Source organism: Mesorhizobium sp. M0340 (genome assembly GCF_040321535.1).
Lineage (GTDB): Bacteria > Pseudomonadota > Alphaproteobacteria > Rhizobiales > Rhizobiaceae > Mesorhizobium.
Map to the genome: position 1 here is coordinate 149,332 of NZ_JAMYRR010000007.1, position 20,988 is coordinate 170,319.

17 protein-coding genes are annotated in these 20,988 nt (G+C 62.2%); 1 reads left to right on the forward strand and 16 read right to left on the reverse strand.

Going from position 1 to position 20,988, the window contains the following annotated elements; genetic code table 11:
- Positions 1–2 precede the first annotated feature (2 nt).
- From NKI79_RS13120 to tssA, 16 genes are read right to left on the reverse strand one after another with little or no spacing between them, the layout of a single operon-like run.
- Positions 3–485, reverse strand: a complete 483-nt coding sequence (locus NKI79_RS13120) for a hypothetical protein (protein ID WP_352802005.1) — start codon at positions 483–485, stop codon at positions 3–5.
- Positions 485–907, reverse strand: coding sequence for a hypothetical protein (locus NKI79_RS13125; RefSeq protein ID WP_352479423.1), 423 nt, complete (start codon positions 905–907; stop codon positions 485–487). The genes NKI79_RS13120 and NKI79_RS13125 overlap by 1 nt, the downstream gene beginning before the upstream one ends.
- Entirely contained in the window at positions 904–1,773 is an 870-nt protein-coding gene (locus NKI79_RS13130) for a DUF4150 domain-containing protein (RefSeq protein ID WP_352479422.1), read from the reverse strand. Before NKI79_RS13130 ends, NKI79_RS13125 begins: the two co-directional genes overlap by 4 nt.
- A gap of 2 nt (positions 1,774–1,775) precedes the next feature.
- The gene (gene tagF, locus NKI79_RS13135; protein ID WP_352479421.1) at positions 1,776–2,315 is read right to left on the reverse strand and encodes a type VI secretion system-associated protein TagF; all 540 of its coding nucleotides are present in this window, start codon (positions 2,313–2,315) and stop codon (positions 1,776–1,778) included.
- Positions 2,297–5,830 (reverse strand): type VI secretion system membrane subunit TssM, encoded by a 3,534-nt coding sequence (gene tssM / locus NKI79_RS13140; protein ID WP_352802007.1) that lies wholly within the window; start codon positions 5,828–5,830, stop codon positions 2,297–2,299. Before tssM ends, tagF begins: the two co-directional genes overlap by 19 nt.
- 1 nt (position 5,831) lies before the next feature.
- Complete coding sequence (icmH, locus tag NKI79_RS13145) at positions 5,832–7,154, reverse strand: type IVB secretion system protein IcmH/DotU (protein WP_352802009.1); 1,323 nt, start codon at positions 7,152–7,154, stop codon at positions 5,832–5,834.
- Positions 7,155–7,158: 4 nt separating this feature from the next.
- Positions 7,159–8,493 carry a type VI secretion system baseplate subunit TssK gene (tssK, locus tag NKI79_RS13150; RefSeq protein WP_023720336.1) on the reverse strand — a complete coding sequence of 445 codons (1,335 nt, stop codon included), beginning with the start codon at positions 8,491–8,493 and terminating at the stop codon, positions 7,159–7,161.
- A 39-nt stretch (positions 8,494–8,532) separates the two neighbouring features.
- Positions 8,533–8,988: a type VI secretion system lipoprotein TssJ gene (tssJ, locus tag NKI79_RS13155; RefSeq protein ID WP_352648180.1), complete on the reverse strand. Its 456-nt coding sequence runs from the start codon at positions 8,986–8,988 to the stop codon at positions 8,533–8,535.
- A gap of 3 nt (positions 8,989–8,991) precedes the next feature.
- A complete protein-coding gene (tagH, locus tag NKI79_RS13160) occupies positions 8,992–10,461 on the reverse strand; it encodes a type VI secretion system-associated FHA domain protein TagH (RefSeq protein WP_352802011.1) in 1,470 nt (489 codons plus the stop codon).
- Positions 10,458–11,519 carry a type VI secretion system baseplate subunit TssG gene (gene tssG / locus NKI79_RS13165; RefSeq protein ID WP_352802013.1) on the reverse strand — a complete coding sequence of 354 codons (1,062 nt, stop codon included), beginning with the start codon at positions 11,517–11,519 and terminating at the stop codon, positions 10,458–10,460. Before tssG ends, tagH begins: the two co-directional genes overlap by 4 nt.
- Positions 11,483–13,357, reverse strand: coding sequence for a type VI secretion system baseplate subunit TssF (gene tssF / locus NKI79_RS13170; RefSeq protein ID WP_352802015.1), 1,875 nt, complete (start codon positions 13,355–13,357; stop codon positions 11,483–11,485). The genes tssG and tssF overlap by 37 nt, the downstream gene beginning before the upstream one ends.
- A 1-nt stretch (position 13,358) precedes the next feature.
- Positions 13,359–14,114, reverse strand: a complete 756-nt coding sequence (gene tssE, locus NKI79_RS13175; RefSeq protein WP_352508053.1) for a type VI secretion system baseplate subunit TssE — start codon at positions 14,112–14,114, stop codon at positions 13,359–13,361.
- Positions 14,101–14,562: an Hcp family type VI secretion system effector gene (locus tag NKI79_RS13180; protein ID WP_023678576.1), complete on the reverse strand. Its 462-nt coding sequence runs from the start codon at positions 14,560–14,562 to the stop codon at positions 14,101–14,103. The genes tssE and NKI79_RS13180 overlap by 14 nt, the downstream gene beginning before the upstream one ends.
- A 46-nt stretch (positions 14,563–14,608) precedes the next feature.
- Positions 14,609–16,111 carry a type VI secretion system contractile sheath large subunit gene (gene tssC / locus NKI79_RS13185; protein ID WP_023720342.1) on the reverse strand — a complete coding sequence of 501 codons (1,503 nt, stop codon included), beginning with the start codon at positions 16,109–16,111 and terminating at the stop codon, positions 14,609–14,611.
- A gap of 2 nt (positions 16,112–16,113) precedes the next feature.
- A complete protein-coding gene (gene tssB / locus NKI79_RS13190; protein ID WP_352479410.1) occupies positions 16,114–16,650 on the reverse strand; it encodes a type VI secretion system contractile sheath small subunit in 537 nt (178 codons plus the stop codon).
- Positions 16,651–16,656: 6 nt separating this feature from the next.
- Positions 16,657–17,835 (reverse strand): type VI secretion system protein TssA, encoded by a 1,179-nt coding sequence (gene tssA, locus NKI79_RS13195; protein ID WP_352802017.1) that lies wholly within the window; start codon positions 17,833–17,835, stop codon positions 16,657–16,659.
- A gap of 338 nt (positions 17,836–18,173) precedes the next feature.
- On the opposite strand from tssA, the gene tssH reads away from it, so the two are divergent.
- Positions 18,174–20,924: a type VI secretion system ATPase TssH gene (tssH, locus tag NKI79_RS13200; protein ID WP_352752061.1), complete on the forward strand. Its 2,751-nt coding sequence runs from the start codon at positions 18,174–18,176 to the stop codon at positions 20,922–20,924.
- The last annotated feature ends 64 nt before the right edge of the window (positions 20,925–20,988 follow it).

Genomic DNA, 20,988 nt, shown 5'->3' on the forward strand with positions numbered 1-20,988 from the left:
GGTCAGCACCAGGTTCTGTTCTCATCCATGCCGATCGGCCAGTACGGCATACAGGCGATCAGGCGCACCAATTCCTTCTTCCTAGCGTCGATCAACCATTGCAGAAGCAGGGTTTCGGGATAGATGACCTCTCCAGAGCTCTTGTTGGCGTCGCAGCAATCGAGCCAGTAATTGCGTACAATCCACACCACGTGGCCATGCGCGGCAGCGCCGGCGGCGCGCTTGTTGAACGCCTTGCGGATAGCCTCGTCGCGGTTCAATCCTTGCTGTTGTTGTGCTTTGACCGTGTCTGCCCACCAGGGCGCCGCGATCTCGTAGGCCATTTGGATGTCTTCCAAGTACCCGTCGAAAAGATCCTGATGCCGCCCCGAACTCTGGGCGAGCTTGCGCGCCGCGATTTTCGCATCCCGGGGCTCGATGTAGCCGGGCTGGCGCAGCAGGCGGCGAATGCCGCGGTCGGTTTCAAAATAGGTGATAAGCGGCATCAGGTGATCTCTTCGTCCTGGTCAAGCCCGATCGGCACAAAAACGAAGCCGTTGACCACTTCGGTCAGATCGGGGGCCTTGCTGGGGATGTCGTCGATCAGCAAGTCTATATGGCCGACATAGCGGGGGCTGTCGCCGAGGTCGTCGACACCCCACTTTTCCTCAGGCGACTTCTCGGCTTCCTCCACGAATTCGTGCTCGTTCTTTCGGTTCAGATTCTCCACCTCGAAATAGTGCGTGCGAAAGATATGCAGAAAGCGCGGGTGCCCGGAAATTCCAGTCGGCCAGATTAGTGAGATGGCATCAAAGCTTTCGACTGCAACGATGCCGCTCCACCAAGCATTGATTTCGGGCAGGAGCGCGCGCAGTTCGGCGATGTAGCGCTGCTGGATATCGTCGTAGCTCTTGGCGATCGCGATCATGGCGCACCTAGCTTTGTCGCATAGGCTTCCGCCTGGCTTCCCTGACTGCGAAAATGCGCTTCGCAGTGCGGCTTGACCCTGCTTGCCCGTTCGAAATACTTCTTGAAATCCGCAAGTTTCATATTGCATCCGCCAAGCGCCCAGGCCACGCACAGCGGCGGCTGATGGTCATGGGTCATATGGCCTTTACCGCGCGCCATATCCTTCCCATGGACAGGATCCTCGTATCGTACAATCGCCCCACCGCTCGGTCGCGTCGTGCGCCAGTGAGCGCGCTTTACCCGCGCGTCGTCCCGCTTGCATTCCCAGCATGGTTTGTTGCGGACCGCCTTCTTCTGGGCCGGGGAAGGATCCTTATCTGGTCTGTGGACCTTCGCGTCGTAAGGCTTGCTCGGACAGGGGCCGGGTGTGATACCCTTGCGTCTCAGCAGCGCCTTGAAGGTATTGATCGCTGTCTGGTCGATGCAATTGGGTATATCGCTTGCCGTATTCTGAGCCATCATGTCGCCGTGGCGATCGACCCCCTTGCCCTCCGCCTTGACCGTGAACGACCACAATTTGAAAACGCCCTTGCCTTTGATCTTGTGGGTGATGACGCCTGCACCGAGACCTTGGGTCGCCGGCTCGTTGCCGGTGCTGGTCGAAATCTCCGAAGAATTCTCGATCGCCGTCGGCTCGCCGTCGATTTTGACGCTTTTGGTACCCTTCGACAGGTCGGAAGAGGACAGCATATTGACATAGGGCACCGGAACCGGGCCCGCCGGCGGCGACGGCGGCGACAGACAGACATCGCCCGGCGCGATCCCCTTGCCATTGCTGCCCTTGTGGAAGAAGCCCATGTTCTCGGCGAAGACGGTAATGGCCATAATCAGCTTTCCTCGGCCGGCAGAGGCACGGTACGCATAACCGGCAGGGCGTTGTCGGCCAGATCATGAATGTCTTTGAAATGGCATTCGTGCACGTTCCAGCCGTCGCACCAGAAGACGATCTTGGGCTCCGCGTGGTTGGCCGGCGTCGGCTGAACCGCGTTGATCCGCTCGGTAACCATGGCACTCGTCCAGTAGTGCGCCACCGCGTCACCTGCGATCTCGGACACAGCATCGAACCATTCGTCTTCCATGCGGGGCGGGCGTCCGACGGCGGCGACTACGAATGGATATCTGCGCCCGACGCGATCCTCGCTCATCCGCCACGCGCCTGCGCAAGGCTGATCGCAGAAGATGCCAGCCGGCACCGTGAAGCGCCAGACATGCGGGTCAAGTTCGCCCTCGTCTGGTCGCGCTAGCAACTCCATCGACATCCAGCGGTCCCAGCGGTCGATGAAGGTCCGCGGCAAGTTCCACGCGACAAAGTCGCCCGTCGTCGGGATCTTGCCGAAAAATCCAGTGCTCATATCTGCGGCGGACATGAAAATTTCTTGAACATCTGCAGGTTATAGGGATTTTCGACGCTGGCGGCCTTGAGTTGGAAATCGGCGTACATGCCGTTCGTCCCCAGGCGCAGGCTGTAGACATCCGACAGCGCGGTGCCGGTGAAGCGACCGCTGCGCAACATTCTCAGCCACGCCCAGCTACCGGTCTCGTTGAGCAAGATTTCGGGCGAGCCATCGATCGGCTGGAAGGCAAGCGAGATGACCCCTGTGCCGTCCTTGCCGGGCCATGTCATCGGCTGCGGCCTCGTTGCATTGTTATAGTAGACGAGGTTCTGGCCATCGAGGTTGAGCGTCACGCGCGCAACATTGGGCGACAGGTCCTTCGGTTCGAGCGTGAAGCTCATCAGCGGGCCTGTACCGCCGGGAAAGAGATCATCGCGGATCCGTCTTGCCTGTTCGAACGCGGCCAGTGCCGAAGGATCGAGGCCGAAATCGGCGCGCCATTTCCATGGCTGCGCCGACGTGTCGACATAGCTGATCAGGTGGTCGTTTATGAAGTTGTCGATCAGCCCTGCCGGTCCGAACAGGCGGGCGAAGTCGCGAACATTGACGTCTACGGCGCTGTCAGGGCTGAAAGGATAGCGGTTGTTGAGTGCTGCCTGGCAGAACGGCAGGATGTCGGCTCGCCAGATCGCGTTGAGCTCCGAGGTGACCGCCTTCTGCGTGAGGCCGCTGGTATCGCCGGCAATGCCGCCCAACCAATCGTCGATTGGGTCGGGCAGGATCTGCGCCTGCCTGGCAACTGCTCCAGTCAGTTCTGCCAGGCCGCCCTGCTTCTTGATGGCGTCCTGAGGATCGGGATTGGCCGTTACCGTCTGCAGCACGTTGGACAGTGCGGTGAGCGCGACAATGGCGGCGTCGAGCGCCGGCGGCTGGCCCTCGACCTCGGCGATGGCACCCTTGAGCGGCTTGAAATGCTCGGCCACCAGACTGCCGGTAAGATCCACTTCGTCGGCGGAGCCCGCACGCGGCAAAAGCTTTGCTCCGGTTTTTACGATCTTGCCAAGCTTGCCCAGCTTGCCAAGCAGTTTCGAGCCACCTGCCGCCGCCTTGTCGTTTGCCGGCGCTTCATCGGATCGCGTAAGCTCGGTCTCCTGGACCACCGCGGTGACCAGGCGCTTCAGCGCGGAGTCGGCGCTTGAAAGATCCTTGAGGTTTTCACTGGCGACGTTTAGGTCGGTTAGTGGCGCAAGCCTCATGTCGCGCAGGAAGCTGTCCCATTGCGCGATATAGTCGTCGTAATAAAGTTTCAGAATATCCTCTGACAGCGCCGACACCGAGGTTTCGGAATTCTCCGAGCAACCGCCGGCGAACACCGCCCGGTCGAGTGCTGCCTGGGCGGCGACATCCTCGACCCGGTCGAGAATGGCGTCATGGAAGCCGGCATAGGTGAACGCTCCCGAAATGCCGACCCGAAGCGTCTTGTCGGAACGCCGCGCAAAGACTTTGGCGCCGTTTGGGCCGGCGAAGTTTGCAGGGATCCATTCCTTGAGCGCAGCCACCGCCGGGTCGGCCAGCAACTGCTTGTAGGCACGCGCCGGCAAGGAAATCGTGCAGACGGTTTTTAATGCCTCTGCAACCAGTGCCTGGTCCGGGGTGATATAACTGGCGTCAACCGCCATGCGACGGATCGCGGCAAGCTGGTGCTCTTCCGCGTCAGCTGTCGGGAAGGGGGCCGCGGCCGCGAATTCGGGCAGACTGTTTACCCACCAGGTCTGGGCGAAATCCGGATCCATCTGGGAGAGGCCGGTCATCATGCGATAGGTCTTCAGCGCGCCAAGCATGAAGTCCGGATCGCGGATCTGCCGCCACATCGTCGCCTCGAGCAGCGCCACCATGTGCGGCTCAAGAATATTGCGCAAAGCGTGATCGTAAGTGTCGGTCTGCGCTCGCACCAGTTCCGCCGAGGCTGATGGCCCCAGCAAATCCTGTGCTGCGCCAGGCGGTGGGGTGCGGGCATTTGCGACCTCATCCATGGCACCGAGGGTGACATCGATGGCAGGCTGTTCTACGGATGCCGGGTTTGCCGCGGCCGAGGTCAGTGGCGTCTGCAGCGCCTCGAACTGGCTTGCCTGGGCCGCGATCGCGTTGCGGTTGTCGTAATAGGACCAGGTGAACAGCCCGCTGACCAGCAGGGCGGCTGCGGCACATGCGGCAGCCGCGCCACGCCAGACCCAGGCGCGGCGGCGTTGCGCCAGCGGATCGAAGGTGCCGAGGCCGGCTTCCTTGAAGATGACTTCGGTAAGCAGATTCTTTAGGAAGAAGCTGCGTTTTTCGACACGCGGCGCGGGCAACGCCCGGCGCGGCGGAAGGCCGAAGGAGGCAGACAGCGCTGCGGTCAGCCGGTCGATCGGCGCCCCTTCCTGGGTCGCCGATGTCAGATAAAGGCCACGCAGCCAGGGGGCCTCCTCATACCGGCTTTCCCCGAACATCGCCTCGACCAGTACCTGGATCGGCTCGGAAAGGCTGGCGAGTTGGGCGGGAAACCTGAAGATTTCGGCGCGGGCGGCAAGCTTGTCCTCATCCTCCAGCCGGGGCACCAGCCGCCGCTCGAGCTCGGTTGCTAACGTCGCGATTTCCCGCTCGATGGTCCTTGCATCCACATGCGCGTCGAGTGCGAACGTGGTCCCCCAGACCTGCTCGCGCGCCGCCGTCGACAAACCGCCGAAGAAAGCCTCAAATCCCTTGATCAGGTCGGCTTTGGTCAGCATCAGATAGACCGGAAGGCGGATCTCGAGGCGATCGTTGAGCTCGGCCAGCCGACGCCGGATCTTGCGGCCATGCGCCTTGATGGCGTCGTCGCCCTCCGAAAGCACATCGATCGAAAGCGCGACGATCACACCGTTGAGCGCGCGACGGCCCCGGTGCTTCTTCAAAAGGTCGAGGAAGCCCAGCCACTCCACCGCGTCGACGTCGGGTTGGCTCTCCTGTTGGACATAGCGGCCTGCAGTGTCGATCAGAACCGCGCTCTCCGAAAAGAACCAGTCGCAATTGCGCGTGCCGCCGACCCCTTGCAGGTCGTCGGTCAGGTCGATCGGAAAGTTCAACCCCGACTGCCGCAAGGCTGTGGTCTTGCCGGTGGCCGGCGGCCCGACGATAACGTACCACGGCATCTCGCGCAGGAACTTGCGACCGCCCAGTTTGCGGCGCTTCAACTCGGCCATGACCTCGGCGAACTTGGCACCGACGGCAGCGACATTCTCTTCGCCGGGGCTGAGTGGCTTCTCCACCGCCGGCGCGGCGATTTCGGCGACGAACATCCGGTTGGCACGGATCGCCCGACGCTGGGCAACGATCAGCCAGATCAGCCAGAAGATGACCAGCAGCGCGATGATGACGATGCGCACATTGTCCGAGGCGAAAGGGTCGTAGGGTCCGACCCTGACGATCGGCCCGAATACCCAGATCACCAACGAAAGCAGCGTGATGCCAATCAGTGTCCACAGCCAGCGCGATGTCAGGACCGCCCAGAGGAAGCGCAGGATGAACATCTCACAGCCTCTTTTCGACCAGCACCTCAACGCGCCGGTTCAGGGCCCGGCCCTCGCGCGTGCCGTCGTCGGCCACTGGATCCGTGGCTGCCCTGCCCTCGGAATGGACGCGTTCCTGCGGCACTCCGTTTTGTACCAGCATGTCGGCAATGGTCTGGGCGCGAGCCTCAGACAGTCGCTGGTTGGTCGACAGCGGATTGGTTCTTTGCAGAGGAACCCCGTCCGTATGTCCGACCACAGTGATGTTGCCGATCAGGTCACGATTGGCAAGGATCACCTTGGCGATCGAGCCGATCAGCGGCTCGAATCCTTCCGTCAGTGTTGGCCGCGACGACTGGAACAGTTCGGGGTTGGATGCCTGGATGACCAGCTTGGCCAGCGAAACGCTCTCCGTGCCGCTGAGAGCCGATCTGAGATTGCCCGGCGCCCCGGCCTCAAATTCGGGCAGCAGTGCAAAATCCACAGTCTCCGGCGGCGGGACATCGACCGTTGGCGACACGCGGCTGATGTCGCCACGTGTCGGCGGCGGCAAGGCGCGGACCAGCGCTGAAAGCTCAACCGCCTGGCTGCTGAGTCCCATCGAGAGCCCGACATAAGTCGCGGTGGCGATAACCGTTGCGGCCAGGGCCATCACCCAGATCGGAACGATGAAGCGCTGCGGCTCATCGGATGCGATGACGCCCTTACAGTTTGGTGACAGCGGGGCATTCTCGGCGTCGGCATCGCGCAGGAAACGTGCCGCGGCCACACGAACGGCATTGAGCGAGCGATCGCCCGACCGGCCGGGCACGCGATACTTGCCGCGAAAACCGAGTGCCAGGCAGTCATACTGGAGTTCGAGCAATTCGCGATCTCGGTTCGGATGACGTTCCAGTTCGTCGAGCCGTGTAAAGAACTGCGTGCCGGCGTCGACATCGCCCCGCAACATGACCACAAGCGGCTGACGCGGCCACGCGCTGGCCCCGCCCCAGGGCGTGTTCAGTGCCAGATCGTCGAGCAAGGCCGCCACCACCCAGGCTGCCTGATCGGCCCGTTCCATCGACGACCCCGCCGCCATTGCCGTGTCGCGTGCCCGAACCAGTTCTTCGAGCAGCCTGGTGCGTAACACTTCCGGATTCTCCGGTGGCAGCGCGCTCTCAAGCTCCGGCGCAAACTCGAGCAGGGGCGCGAAGGCGTTGACAAGGCCGTTCGGGTGGGTGCGCGAGCGTTTTACCGGCCCGCCCGGCAAGGATGCCGCCATCGGCCGCGGCATCGGCGTGCCGGTCAGCCTGATGCGAGTGCGTTCGCGATCCTCCGACAGTCCGAAAGGATCATCCCGGCTCATGGTTTCACCTGTTCACCGAATAGCAGTCCACCTGCGGTTCGCTCGGCAGTACACCCGAAACGCCAATGACGAAGCCTGGGGCACCGAGCAGCGATGCCCAGTGCTCGCTTTTCTGGTCGAGCTCAAGGCACAGCCGATCGCCGTCGTAAGGAATCTCGCGCGGTTGCGAATGAAGCGGTTTCAGCGGGATGCCGGGCAGGCGGGACTTCCACAGGCCCTCGAACTCATCCGCGGAGCCCACGGTCGCCTGGTTGACGAATATCTTGCGTAGCGCGTCCTCCGACAGTTCCGAACCGACCCGGATGACGATCCGGCTGGCCACCAGCAGCTTCGGATTGTCGATGCGGATTTTCCAAACATTGGTCGAATGACGCATGACGGGCAGCGCGCGCGATTTCGGCTCGATGTAGCGCAGGCTCAGGATCAGTGAGCGCAATGCATCCGCCAGCGCCGAAAACGGTGGGCCGGGCGCCATGTGATCGTAAGCCGGCAGCTCGCCCAGTCGCCGCGCGCTCGAGCCGTAGGTCGCCATCGAACCGGCAAGCCCGGCCAGTTCCAGATAGAGTTCGGCCGGATGGAAAACATCCTGCGCCAGCATATGGGCCAGGCGCGGACGCGCCGCGTTGGCGAGGTTGAGCATCAACAGGTCTTCGACACTGCGCCCTGGCCCGCCCATGACCATCTTGCCATGCGCCTCGGCGATCTGGTCAAGGCCTGTGACGACCTCCAGAAGCAATTGCCGGTACCAGGCCACTGCACCAGTAACCAGGGCCGGTGGCAGGAATGTCTCGTCCAGCGAAACGCCGCCATCGGCGCGAACCCCCTTGATGTCGGCTATCGGCAGGGCGGTATAGCCGCCGACCGATTTGCCGGGTGCAAGCAACAGCGATTGCGGTCGGGCGATTTCGATTTCTTCGGGGTCTGAACCGCCCTGGACGGCATCGCGCACCGAAACGATCCGTCCATGATAGCGCGCACCGCTGGGTGGCGCATGCGCGGGATCGAAGCCAACGCCGCCGGCCGGCTCGAGCGGCAGGGCGACCAGCACTGGGCCGGCGCCTGTATCCGGGGTGACCGGCAGCGGACGCGGCGCGTCCATCAGATCCGGAATGGAGAAGGGGGTACCGTCAGGGAAAATGCCTCGTGCAGACAGGATCGAGATCTGGCCGGCATCGAGCAATGCCTTATCCAGGGTCAATTGCTGAAAGCCGAACGTGTGCAGCTGGCCGGCCTGCAACGCGCCGCGCACAGTCGCCTCGAAGAAACGGTCCTGCTGCTGGAAATGCTGGGTCCGCAGAAAAAGGCCCTCCGACCACAGCACCCTGTTTGCATCGCTCATCCGGCTACTCTCTGCATCGAGCTCCCCTTGCCTTGGCCGTCAGGCGGAAATGCCGCCGCTGCCGAGTGTGACATTGATCGCAAAGTTTGATCCGGGCGAAACCGATTTGGTCGTCCGCCAGTTTCGCCCGCCAGGCTCACGGATAAGTGCAACGAAGCCCAGGGCCGTCGCATCCGGTTCAACCGTAATGGTCTTGGTCGCGGTTTTTCCAGGCGCGACGGCAATCTGGTCGGATCCGATGAGATCACCTGCCAGTGCCGAGCCGGCATCCCCCTGCAAGGCAAAGTAGTCGGCGGAATTGAACTTACCGGTGCTGCGCAGCCGCATGGCCAGCACCGTCACTGGCCGGTCGCCGCCGCCTGGTCCAGGGTTCATGCCGGCCGCCCCTGTCAGCTTGACCGTGATGACCGACGGTTTTGGCGGCCCGGCGCTTTGACAGGCCGTAAGCAGCCCGGTCGCACCCAAGGCAACGATAAATTCGCGTCGATCGATCATGTGTTACTCCTCCTCATATGCATCCCGAAAATCAGCGCCGATTTCGCCGAGAAAGCTCTTTTCCGCGCTCTCGGCGATTTCACGATGGCGTTTCTGGTAAAGCTCCCACAGCTTGGCGCCGCGCCCGCCCGACAACAGCGTGCCGATCGCGGAACTCGATTTCAGCTCTTCTTCGATGGCTGCCGGCTCAAAACGGTCGACCATCCGCCGCAAGGCGGCCTGCACGCCGCGCCAGGCGCGTACGTGATGTTGTGCGAGGTCGCGAACCGCATCCGCGATAGCCGCTTCGCCGGCCAGAAATCCGGGGCTGCGTTCGGCGATAAGCGTCACGATAGCGTCGTCGACCGTCGGCAGAAACTTGAGTGGATTGACCTCGGAGGCTCCGACCATTGTCTGCGCAACGCGAGCATTTCCCTTTTCTTCGGCACGCTTGCGTAGCAGCTGCATCAATCCTTCCATCATAAGCCGATATTCGCGGCCGAACTTCTCCATCTCGGCGACGGCATCGCGCCCGGGAAAATCGGCTTCCGCGATCCCCATGCCGCGCAGGAATGCGGTGCGAAGCGCCATTTCGGCGTGCTGCCTCGCAGGCGGCTGGCGGGCGGGGCTGGCGGCTGGGCCTGCTCGCATTGGCGGAGGGGTATCTGCCGCCCGCATGGGCACGTCCCAGGGATTGGCCGCTTGCAGTGGTTGGGCGTCGCGCTCGCGCTGACCGGTCGAGCCCGCATCGCGTCCCGGGCTGGGCGCCGCGGCTGGCCCAAAACCGAAGTCGTCATTGAATTCCGGCAGCTTTGCCGTCGGGGGCTCCGTTGAGCCGTTGGGGAACGATCCCGAGTCGAGGCCCGATGGGTCTGTCTGGTTGGGCGCGCGGGCTGGTCCTGCGGTGCCTTTGGATACGGGTGTTGCGATCGGATCGAGGCTGAACGGGTCATCGAAAGCAGGCGAGCTGCGCTGTCTGGAATTGGCCCGTTCGAACGCACCCGGGATCGGCTGCTCGAACGGGTTCGGCAGCCCGGCTGGACGTGGCCGCTGCGGCTCTTCTTCCACGGTGGCTGAAAAGAAATCGTCACGGCCGATGCTGACCGGCGCCCGAGACGCCGGTGGGGAGCGCTCCGGATCTGGCCCTGCGGCTGCTGCTGCTGTGGCTTGGGCACTCGGCGTCTGCAGATCGACATATACGACGTAATCGCCCAGTCTCAGCCGCATGCCATTGCGAAGACGCGTCGACTTGCCGGCACCGAGCGGGCTGTCGGAGTCGTCTATGAACAATCCGCTGCTTGACGTATCAGTGACGAAATATCCGTCGCGCCCACCAGTGATCCTGCAATGGGCGCGCGAAACGAACATGTCGGGATCGTCGATCTGCCAGCCGGCGTCCGCGCTGCGGCCGATCACCAGTTCCCCCTCGTCAAGCCGGGTCTGCCGTACCGCCTGGGTGCGTGGCCCTTGCTCCAGCGTCAGCAGCAGACTCATGCCGCGACCTCCGCCCCTTCCTGCCGCCAGCCGACTAATGTCCGCAGCCGCATGTCGTCAGCATCGCCCCTTTCAGCGGGCCGCGCAAGCCACGCGGTCCGGGCGAGTTGGACGGTTCCAATACGCGGCGGCGGAACGGCATCGCGCGCCAGCACGATGCGCAGATCGACGTCGAGCGATTCGCCGACCATGTCGCTAACGGCCTGCTTGAACAATTTGAGGCGCTGACCGCCCGGCAGGAACGCCTTGAACTCCTCGTAGTCCAGCGGGCCGACGCGGAGCTCGATCCTGCTTTGACGGTTGAAGACACGCGGACCGATCGTTGCTCCCCGGCCGAGCGCTATGTAGGCTTTGCCTAGGCGTGTCTGGAGCGCGGCTGGTATGGTCATCCAGGCAGCGATGAACTCCCTGATCTGGACCGGCACCTTGAACGCCTCCGCCAGGAACAGCGTCAGCCGCTCGGGGCCGTCGACCTGATTGGCAAGCGAAGCTGCCTGGCGCAGCTTCACGGCGTCCAGTTCGGGATTGTGGGTGCCGGGAAGCCCTATCCCCGCCATGGCTTCGAGCATGGCGCGAACGCGCCCGCCTGCCGCGCGCTCGACCTGAACCGCCGGATGCGCATCCGCCCAAGCCCTGTAATACAGCGCGATCATCCGGTTCTGAAGAATGTTGACGAAGTCCATGAAGGTTGTGTCGCTGGTCTGCTGCGCATCGGCGCCTGTGAACCAGCGTTGCGACAGGCGATCGAGCACCCAGCGCGTCAAATGCAGGGGCATCGGACCTTCAGGTCCCATCAGACCAATGTTTGCGACCGTAACCCGGGCGGGCGCTTTGTCAGTCGCTTCGCGGAATTCTGCCAAGTCCTTGGCGGAAAAGCTGAGACGGACATGCTGCCCGAGCCGCGAGGGTTCGCGCTCCGGCGGGCCGGAATAGCCGAACAGCCCGCCTCTCCGTTCGAGTCGCCGCAACAGCTCGAAGAAGTCGAACGCATCCGACAGCTCTTCGTACCGGCCAGGCTTGTCTAGATCAGGTAGCGATTGCCGGGCGTCATCGGCCATGGCACATCCTCCTGCTTCTGCAGCAGCCATGTGCGGGTTCGCACAAAGCCGTTTATTCCGGCATGACGGGCAAACAGCCGTGCCAGCAAGGCCGAAAGCAGCAAGGTGCTTTGCCCCGCCAGGACCGATTGATCGACATGCAATGTCACCTCCGTGCCTCGTCCGAAGCACATCGGCCCATCGATCTGCAGCCGCTCGATGACCGACCGGGAGTCGATGCGCACGATCGAGTGCACATTGCGGGCGAGGCTCGGGTCTCCCCTGTCGGCGTAAAGCTCAAGCAGCGCATGCAGCGGCTCGACGCCGCGACCTTCCTTTGCAAGGCTTAGAAAGTTGAGCGCGAGCTGCGCTACAAGCCGCCAGGCGAGATTGTCGGCTCGCGATTCACCCGCCGCGCCCGCCGGCAGCGCTGCGGGGATGGCTGGGCGAGGCGGGCGCAATGCGCCGAGAAGCCGGATCGTTTCGACCGGATCGCCGGCTTCCAGCGTCAAGGTAGGGTTGTCATCAAGGATCGGCAGATCGCGGTTGGTGCAAAGCGCCACGATGTCGACGCGCTTCAGCGGGCGGTTCGGCGGAGTTTCCGCTGGGCGTGAAATCGCCAGGAAAACGTCATCGCCCGTGTATGAAGTGCGGGTGAGGCCATCGCGCCGTTCCTCCTCCGTCGGGCGGCGTGGGCGCCGTTCGGTGGAATAAACCCAGCCGCTGCCGCGGTTCTGTCCCAGGCTGAAGAGTTCCGGGATTGTGGCGTCGCTGCCCTCGCTGTCGGCGTCCTCGACGCGGATAACCCGATAGATTTCGAAGTCCCGCGCTCGCGTGCGGTCGGCATGCAGCACCTGCCGCGTTTTGCGCGGATCGAGCTCGACGACGTTGCACTCGCGTTCGAACAGATTGATGATCGGCGTTGCGAAAAGTTCAAAATCGGCCGCCATCAGATCGGCAAGTTCAGGCGCCGGACGCCTGAAGATGAAGATGATCTCGAGCTCGGCTGTGCATCTGCGCACGATGGGCTGCAACCCCGAAACCCGAGCATAGTGAAAGCGCTCCGGCATCATGAAATGTTCGCGCAGAAGACGATATCCTTCGAAGGTCGGACGTGTACGAGGCATCAGAGCCTCGTCGTCGCTGATGCCGACCATTTCGGGTGCCGGCAACGCCGATATTGGGTTGGTCTTGCCTTCCGGTCGTGCACCAACGGCTGAGCAGGCGCCGAAAATCGCATCGAAAAGCAGTGGTGCCTTGGTGCGCGCGGCAAAGTAGAGATCAAGCCGGTCGAGCGACAGTTCGTCGAGCTTGCCTTTTCCAGTACGGGCCAGCGTGATGCGAAGCGCCGCCTCGCCATCGACACCGCCGATCCGCGTGATGCCGGCTGCCGCCAAGGCGCTGCGATCCTGAAAATACCCGACCGAGGTGATGGCTATCGGCCACAGCGTGATGTCCTGGGCGGTGGTGAACGTGCAACGCGTCGACAGGCCAGGCTGGAGGCTGGAAACCAGCCGCGTGTTGCGCTTGACGACATGCCCCCCAATCATTGTCTGGACCTGCTGGCCGGGTCTGAGGACCACCATGGCCGTTGCCGGCGCCGGCGTGACAAGATCGGGATAGAGAACATCAAGGACGGCTCGCGAGAAGCGCGAGCGTTCCGCATCAACCTTGAGCCGGGTCCGCGCGGCCAAGAAGGCAACACCGTCAAGCAGCCGCTCGACATAGGGGTCCGGACAGGGGACCGTATCGAGTGAAAGGTTGCGTGCCACCGCCGGATGCATGTCGGCAAATTCTGCCGCGAGCGCACGGATATGGGTCAGTTCCTCCTCGTAATATTCTACGAAGACCCGATCCATCTCAGGCTTCCCTAAATTCGGTCCGAGCCAAGCCGTTATCGAGGTTGATCGTGGTGCGCAGGCGCATGCGTTCGGGCGTCGGCGTCATGATCAACACCGCATCTATTTCGATCTTCAGGCCCACGGTTTTGTCGCCAAGAGTTACCGTAACCTTTGTTGCACTGTCCTTGAGACGCGGCTCGAAGGTGGCAAGCACCGAGCGGATCTCGCGCGCCAGGGCCTCGCGATCGAAGTCGCGGGAGGAACGGCCCGAGAAGGAAGGCACGCCGTAATTGACGACGCTGCGACGCACCTCCGGAAAATCGGCGAGCGACGGCGGGTTGTCCGCAGCCTGCTCGGTTTCAAGGTCGGAAAGCAGCGGAATGGCCTCGAAGCGTTCGGTGTTGAACAAAGCCTCGACATCGCGCCGCACAGCCTCCTTGAGCACACGAGCCGACACCACCACGCCGCGGCTTTCGATTTCAGCGCGGTGCTGGCTCTGAAAGGCCAGGCGATGCAGACGCCGCTTCTGGTCGGCCGTCAACTCCGTGTCGGCGTCGATGAGCCGCGCACTAGCCGCAACTAGATTGTCCAGCCGCTCCGCGCCAAGCTCGTCCTGCAGTGCCTGGCGCAGTCCGTCTATCTCGGAGGTCACGCCCGGCAGATCGTTTACGAGGCGGTCCCACAGAGAGGGCTGGACCGCTTCGCGCTTTGCTCGCGAACTGCCGCTACCCAGCGACTTGTCCGCGCCGGGCCGCCGCGCCTCACTTGCCGACATAGACATCCATTTCGATTTCGTCGTTGTCGTCGTAGACGAACTTTATCTTCTTGTATGCGAAGCTGACCTCTTCCTCGATCAGGTCTTCCTCATCCTCGGCCTGCGACATGTCGTATTCCATGATCGAGGCGTCGGTGAGTGTGACGACCAGGTAATCCTTGGTCTCACCATCAATGGTCCGCCGTGCCGAAAACACGACTTCGTCCAGCGCCTTGTTCTCGAACAGCGCCTTTTTCAGGTAGGGCGAAGACTTGTCATAGTGCTTGGTGAACTTGATCATACCCAAAGACACACGACCGCGGCGCGAGAGCGAATTTGGATCATAGGGTGCGATCATCTTGTAATCGACGCCATGGATCTCGATTTCGTCCTCATGGCCATCTCGAGTGCTTGGACCCTTGATGTCCGGAACCTTTAGAAAGCCATCAATCTTCGTATTTGTGGGCATTGTCTTTCTCCACCGCTTTCAAAAACCAAGATGTTGTTGCTGCAAATCAAGTCTTCACCGACGGAAGTTCCGAAACCAGTCGGAGCGAGGCATTGATACCCTCCAGCTGATAATGCGGGCGCAGATAGAAGCGGGCGTTGTAGTAGCCGGGGCGCCCCTCCACGCTGTCCACCTGAACCTCGGCGGCGGCGAGCGGGCGCTTGGCGCGCGCCTTGTCGTCGGCAAAGGCCGGGTTGGCCAGCACATACCGGTTGATCCATTCGGTCAGCCAGATCTGCATATCGGAGCGCTCCTTGAACGAACCGACCTTGTCGCGCGCGATCGCCTTGAGGTAGTGGGCGAAGCGCGAGACCGGGAAAAGGTAGGGCAGGTTGGCGCTCAGCCGCTCGTTGGCCTGCGCATCGGGGTCGACCAGCCGTCCCGCCCTTGTCTCGTCGTCCTGCAGCGAATGGGCGCCAATAAAGGCGGCGAGATCGGTGTTCTTCCGGTGCAGGATGGGCATCAGGCCGAGCTTGGCCAGCTCCGCCTCGCGCCGGTCGTCGATGGCGACCTCCGTCGGACACTTCATCGCTATCGAGCCATCATCGGTCGGGAAGCTGTGCACTGGCAGGTTGAGGACCGTGCCGCCATTTTCGACGCCGCGGATCTGCGTGCCCCAGCCATAGAGCTTGTGGCTGCGGTTTATGTTCACGCCCATCGGGAAGGCGGCGTTCATCCAAACATATTTGTTATGATCGCCATGTACCTCCTCCTCGAAGGTGAAGCCCTTCACCGGAACGGTATCGGTGCCATACGGCAGCCGTGCCAAAACGCGAGGCATGGTCAGGCCGATGTAGCGTGCATCCTCGCTCTCGCGCAGCGACTGCCACGAGGCATAGGCGGGGTTGGAGACGATCTGCTGCAGGTCCTGCGGGTTCGGCAATTCCTGCCAGCTGTCCATGCGGAACAGGCGCGGCGAGGCAGCTGCGATAAAGGGTGTGTGCGCTGAGGCGCAGATGCCGGAGATGTTGCGCAGCAGACCGACGTCGCGCGGGTGGTTGGAGAATTCGTAGGCACCAATCACACAGCCGATCGGCTCGCCGCCAAGCATCGAATACTCGTCCGTGTAGACTTTCTTGAAGATCGGGCTCTGATCCCACATCTGGCCCTCATAATCCTCAAGCGTGTCGGCCAGCTGCTCCTTGGAAATGTTCATCACCCGGATCTTCAGCTTCTGATCGGTCTCGGTATTGTTGACGAGATACCACAGGCCACGCCATGTGCCCTCCATTTCGCGCACTTCCGGCGCGTGCAGGATCTCGTTGACTTGTTCCGACAGCATCTTGTCGATCCCGGCGATCAGCGACTTGATCGACTTGATAGCATTCGACGAGATGGTCGTGGTATCGGAACGCGTCTGCGCTGCAAGTGCGAGATTGCGCACCAATTGCTGCAGCTTTTCGCTGTCGTCCTTCTTGACCTTGAAATCCTTCTCGAGGAGCCCGCTGAATTCTCCGAGATCGATGGTTTCCGCCTCGGCGACGGCGGCGGTTTTTTGCTGTTCGGCCATGGTCATTCCCCTGCCTTGTCGTCCGCCAGCGCCTGGCTGGCGATCTTGCCAAGAAGCGGTTCGTTGTTCAGCAGTTGCGCAATGCGCTTTTCGGCATCCACACGCCCGTCCATGAAGCCGAGAAGTTCCTCGAGCTGGCGGCGCATCTTGAGGATTTCGGCCAACTGTGGGACCTGCTCGGCAATCTTGTCCGGCGCGAAATCGCCCATCTTGGTGAAGGTAAGGTCGAGCGCCAGCTCCTCGTCCCGCTCGGCGCCTTCGGCCTGAGGCAGCGTATTCTTCACGCGGGCTTTCACGCGTGGTCCAAGTGCCTCCATGAACCGCGGGAAACGGTTCGCATCGGTCTCGACAAAGGAGCGGTCCAGTACCGACTTCGACGCTTCCTTGGTCTGCGAAGCGCCTGAAAGGTCCGCCATGACGGCCATGACGAACGGCAGCTCGATTGTCGTTGGACTGCCATAGGTTTCCACGTCGTAGGCGATCTGCACCCGCGGCGCGCGATTTCGTTCGATGACCTTGGCTTTGCTTTCGGCTGGCATTGCTTGCTACCTTTCATCCTTCTGAGCCGTCTTCTTGGCATCGGGAACGCCGGCAAGCAGCCGGAACTCCTTCAGTCCCGACGGGGCGAGATCTTCCATCAGTTCAACAAAATCCATATGCACCATCCGGCGCACACGGCGGGCGAGGTGGGGAATCGGGCTCGACGGTTCGGTCCGGTCATAAAAGGCGACGACGAGGTCCAGGCATTTCACCACGTCGTCGCGCGAAGTAATCCGGTCGGGAAGTCCGGTGCTCGAGTCAGCGTAGTTAGCCACACTTGCCATAGTATCGGCTCCATGACCGTTTCGGGCAGGCATTACCGGTTCTGCCGGCGAAGCGGACGGCTTTACTGCGCCATTCGCCATCGCGCCGGCAGCCGAGTTGCGCTCGAGGGTTGTCAGCAAACGCTGCAGGAACCGTTTTAATTCCGGAATGGTGGTCCCGCCGCTGCCTTCAAGGCGAGCGTTGAGGGCTGTCTCGACGGCTCCCAGTGCCGCAACCGCCGCGCGCGCATCGGTAATGAGCGACTGCATTTCCTCGTTGGCTTGATCCGCCTGTGCCGCGCACCCGGCACGGACACGGTTCAACAATTGTCCATGCGCACTGACAAGCGCTGCTTTTTCGGCCGCGTTCAATCCTGACGCTGCTTCTTGTAGCATGAGGCGGTCGTCGAGCGCAGCTTGTTCCAAATCGCGTCCGCTGATCGGTCCGATCGAGCGTGGCGCAAACAAAGTCATTTGCCGCAGGTTGGCCAACAGCCCGTCCTGACCATTTTGAAGGTCCAGCAGTGCATTGATGCGGCGCAAGGCGGCTTCGCGAGGCGACGTGTTGGGCCGCAGCGCCGGGTGCATGGTTTCCCAATGCTGGTCGAATGTCCGCCCAATAAGCGTCAGACCCTGGGCCAACCCGACCAGTCCATGCTCGTTGGCCAGCGCGCGTGTGACAATTACAATCAGGCGCAGGTCGCGGCCACGCGCGCGCAATTCCTCGGCCTTGGTGATTACTGCTGGCCAGTCGACAGGAATGGTGCTTTGCGAGACCGGCTTGTTGTTGCCGTCATGGACAACCTTGACCTGAGGCTCTGTCAGGCGCTCCAGTTCGTGAAACGCCGGATCGTTACGCAAATCCTCTCCCGACGGATTTTCACCGTCGAGCGGAGCAAGCCAGAGTGCGACGTCGATCACACCGATCCCCCAGTCACCGGCCCTGAGGCCGAACCTGCCGCTACGTTATCACACGGTTGCGCTTTTCCACAATTCAGCGAGTACGGAAAAAATTAACAAAAGCTAATGCAGCCTTGTCTTGATTGTTGAATCCGCCGGCGTGTTTGCCGGGCCGTGGATCGGGAATGCGTCTCACCTGGGCTGTCAGGCTCGTGGTTGTTTGCGGCCGCGATGCGGCATCTTCGACGAATGATGGGAGCCCGCATAACGGGGCATCGAAACCTTTGTTCATCCCGCACTTTGTCAAGCGGCTGCTTATGTGGCAGGTTATCGACTTGCAGAGTGCAGGAGCACGTTCGATGGAACAGCGCCGGTCATCGCAGAGCTTCAAGCGCAAGGAACTGGTCGGCAAGCTCAACCCTCTAGGGTTGCGCGCCTTCAAGGCAGCGGCTGACAGTGCCAAGCTGCGCGGCAATCCTTACGTCGAACTCGTCCACTTCATCGAGCAGCTGGTGCTCTCCGACCGCTCGGATGTGCAAATGATGATTGCCGATGCAGGACTGGATGCGAGCCGACTTACGGCCGATATGACGCGCGCGGTGGACAAGCTGCCCTATGGCGCAACCTCGATCGAAGAGTTTTCCGACCATATCTTCCACGCCATCCAGGAGGCCTGGAATCTGGCAACACTGGAATTCGGCGTGGAGGAGGTCCGCAGCGCACATGTTCTGCTTGCTTGCCTGAAGACACCGGTGCTGGAAGGCCTGCTGTCGAAGATCAGCGGCGAGTTCGACAAGATCGACGCCGACGCCGTCGTGACGCGCTTCGCCGATGTCACGGAGGGCTCACTCGAAGCCGGCGCTGCGCCAACGGTCACCGCGACAGAGGCCCCGCGGCGGACTCCGGGCGGGGATTCGGCATTGGCCAAATACGCCACCGACCTGACCCAGCGCGCCCGCGATGGAAAGATCGACCCGGTCGTCGGTCGCGATCCTGAGATCAGGCAGATTGTCGACATATTGATGCGACGCCGGCAGAACAATCCGATCCTGACCGGCGAGGCGGGCGTCGGCAAGACTGCAGTCGTGGAGGGTTTTGCTCTGCGCATCGCCAAAGGCGATGTACCGCCCCCACTGCAGGGAGTGAGCGTGCGCATGCTCGACGTCGGATTGATGCAGGCAGGCGCTAGCGTAAAGGGTGAATTCGAAAAACGGCTGAAGGCCGTAATCGACGAAGTTCAATCCTCTGAATCGCCGGTCATCCTCTTCATTGATGAAGCCCACACCCTGATCGGCGCCGGTGGTGCTGCCGGAACCGGCGACGCTGCCAATCTGCTCAAGCCGGCGCTGGCACGCGGCGAGCTTCGCACAATAGCGGCCACGACCTGGGCGGAATACAAGCAGCACATCGAGAAAGACCCGGCACTGACCCGCCGCTTCCAGGTGGTAAAGATTGACGAGCCTTCGGAATCGGTGGCCATCCTCATGTTGCGCGGCGTGGCCGGCGTCCTCGAACAGCACCACAAGGTTCAGATATTGGATGAGGCGATCGACGCGGCGGTCGGCCTGTCACATCGCTACATCCCGGCGCGGCAGCTGCCGGACAAGGCGGTCAGCCTTCTCGACACCGCCTGCGCCCGTGTTGCGGTATCGCAGCACGCCACGCCAGCCGAGGTCGAGGACATCATGCGCCGCCGCCAGGCGCTGGAGGTCGAGCGCGGCATTATCGGCCGCGAGGCTGCAATCGGCATCGAAGTGGCCGAGCGGCAGGCACGGGTCGAGGCTGGGCTTGCCGAGACCGAACGCACGCTCGCAGCCGCGCAGCAGCGCTGGGAGCGCGAAAAGGCGCTGGTGGCCGAGATACTCGAATTGCGTGCAAGGCTGCGCGGCGACGGCGTGCCGCTCGATGCCGTGGAAGGGCACGAGGCCGCCACGGAGACCAAGAGCGGGGAGGTGCCTGAGACCGAACTGTCCAATGCCGAGGCGAAGGTTCCGGCGGCAGGTGGTCCTGCGCCTCCCGATCCGGCTGCCGATCTCGCTCGGCTGCGCGAACTGATGAGCGAACTGGCCGAGGCGCAAGGCGAAACACCGCTGATCCTGCCATCGGTCGACCGCAACGCCGTGGCGGCCGTGGTTCAGGACTGGACGGGCATCCCGACGGGCCGGATGCTGTCGAGTCAGACGGAGAAGGCGCTGCGGCTCGCGGTCACTCTGTCCGAGCGCGTTGTCGGACAGGATCATGCGATGGAGATGATCGCCAAGCGCGTGCAGACCAGCCGCGCCGGTCTCGGCGCTCCGGAAAAGCCAGTGGGTGTATTCCTGCTTTGCGGCCCCTCGGGCGTCGGCAAGACCGAAACCGCTTTGGCACTGGCCGAAACGCTCTACGGCGGAGAGCAGAACCTGATCTCGATCAACATGTCCGAATTCCAGGAGGCGCATACGGTCTCTACCTTGAAGGGCGCGCCCCCCGGCTATGTCGGCTACGGCAAGGGCGGAATTCTCACCGAGGCGGTGCGGCGCAAGCCATATTCGGTGATCCTTCTCGACGAAGTCGAGAAGGCGCATCCGGACGTGCACGAAATCTTCTTCCAGGTGTTTGATAAAGGGATGATGGACGACAGTGAAGGCAGACGGATCGATTTCAAGAACACGCTGATCCTTCTCACGTCGAATGTCGGCTCCGAAGTCATCATGGACCGCACAAGGAATGGCGCGGTACGGGCAGGGCTCGATGAACTGGACACCGCATTACGCAGCCCGTTGCTGAAGGTCTTCCCAGCGGCCTTTCTCGGCCGGGTGGTGACCATCCCTTACTTTCCGCTTTCCGATTCGATGATCGAAGCGATCACACGTCATCAATTTGCTAAGATTGCTCGCCGGCTGCGTGCAACCAACGACGCGGAATTGGTAATCGGCGACGGTGTCATGGATCTGGTCAAGACCCGCTGCACGGAAATTGAATCGGGCGGCAGGATGATCGACGCAATTCTGACCAACACGCTCCTCCCGGAGTTGAGCCGCGGTGTGCTGAACCGGTCGCTCGCTGGTGAAAAGATGACAAAGGTCACTGTTGGCGCCTCAGGCCAAGGGTTTACCTATTCCTTCGAATAGGAGCGCGAATATTATGGCGGCTCCTTTCCTCGGCTGTGGCGAGCGTTGCCAATGTTACCATCAA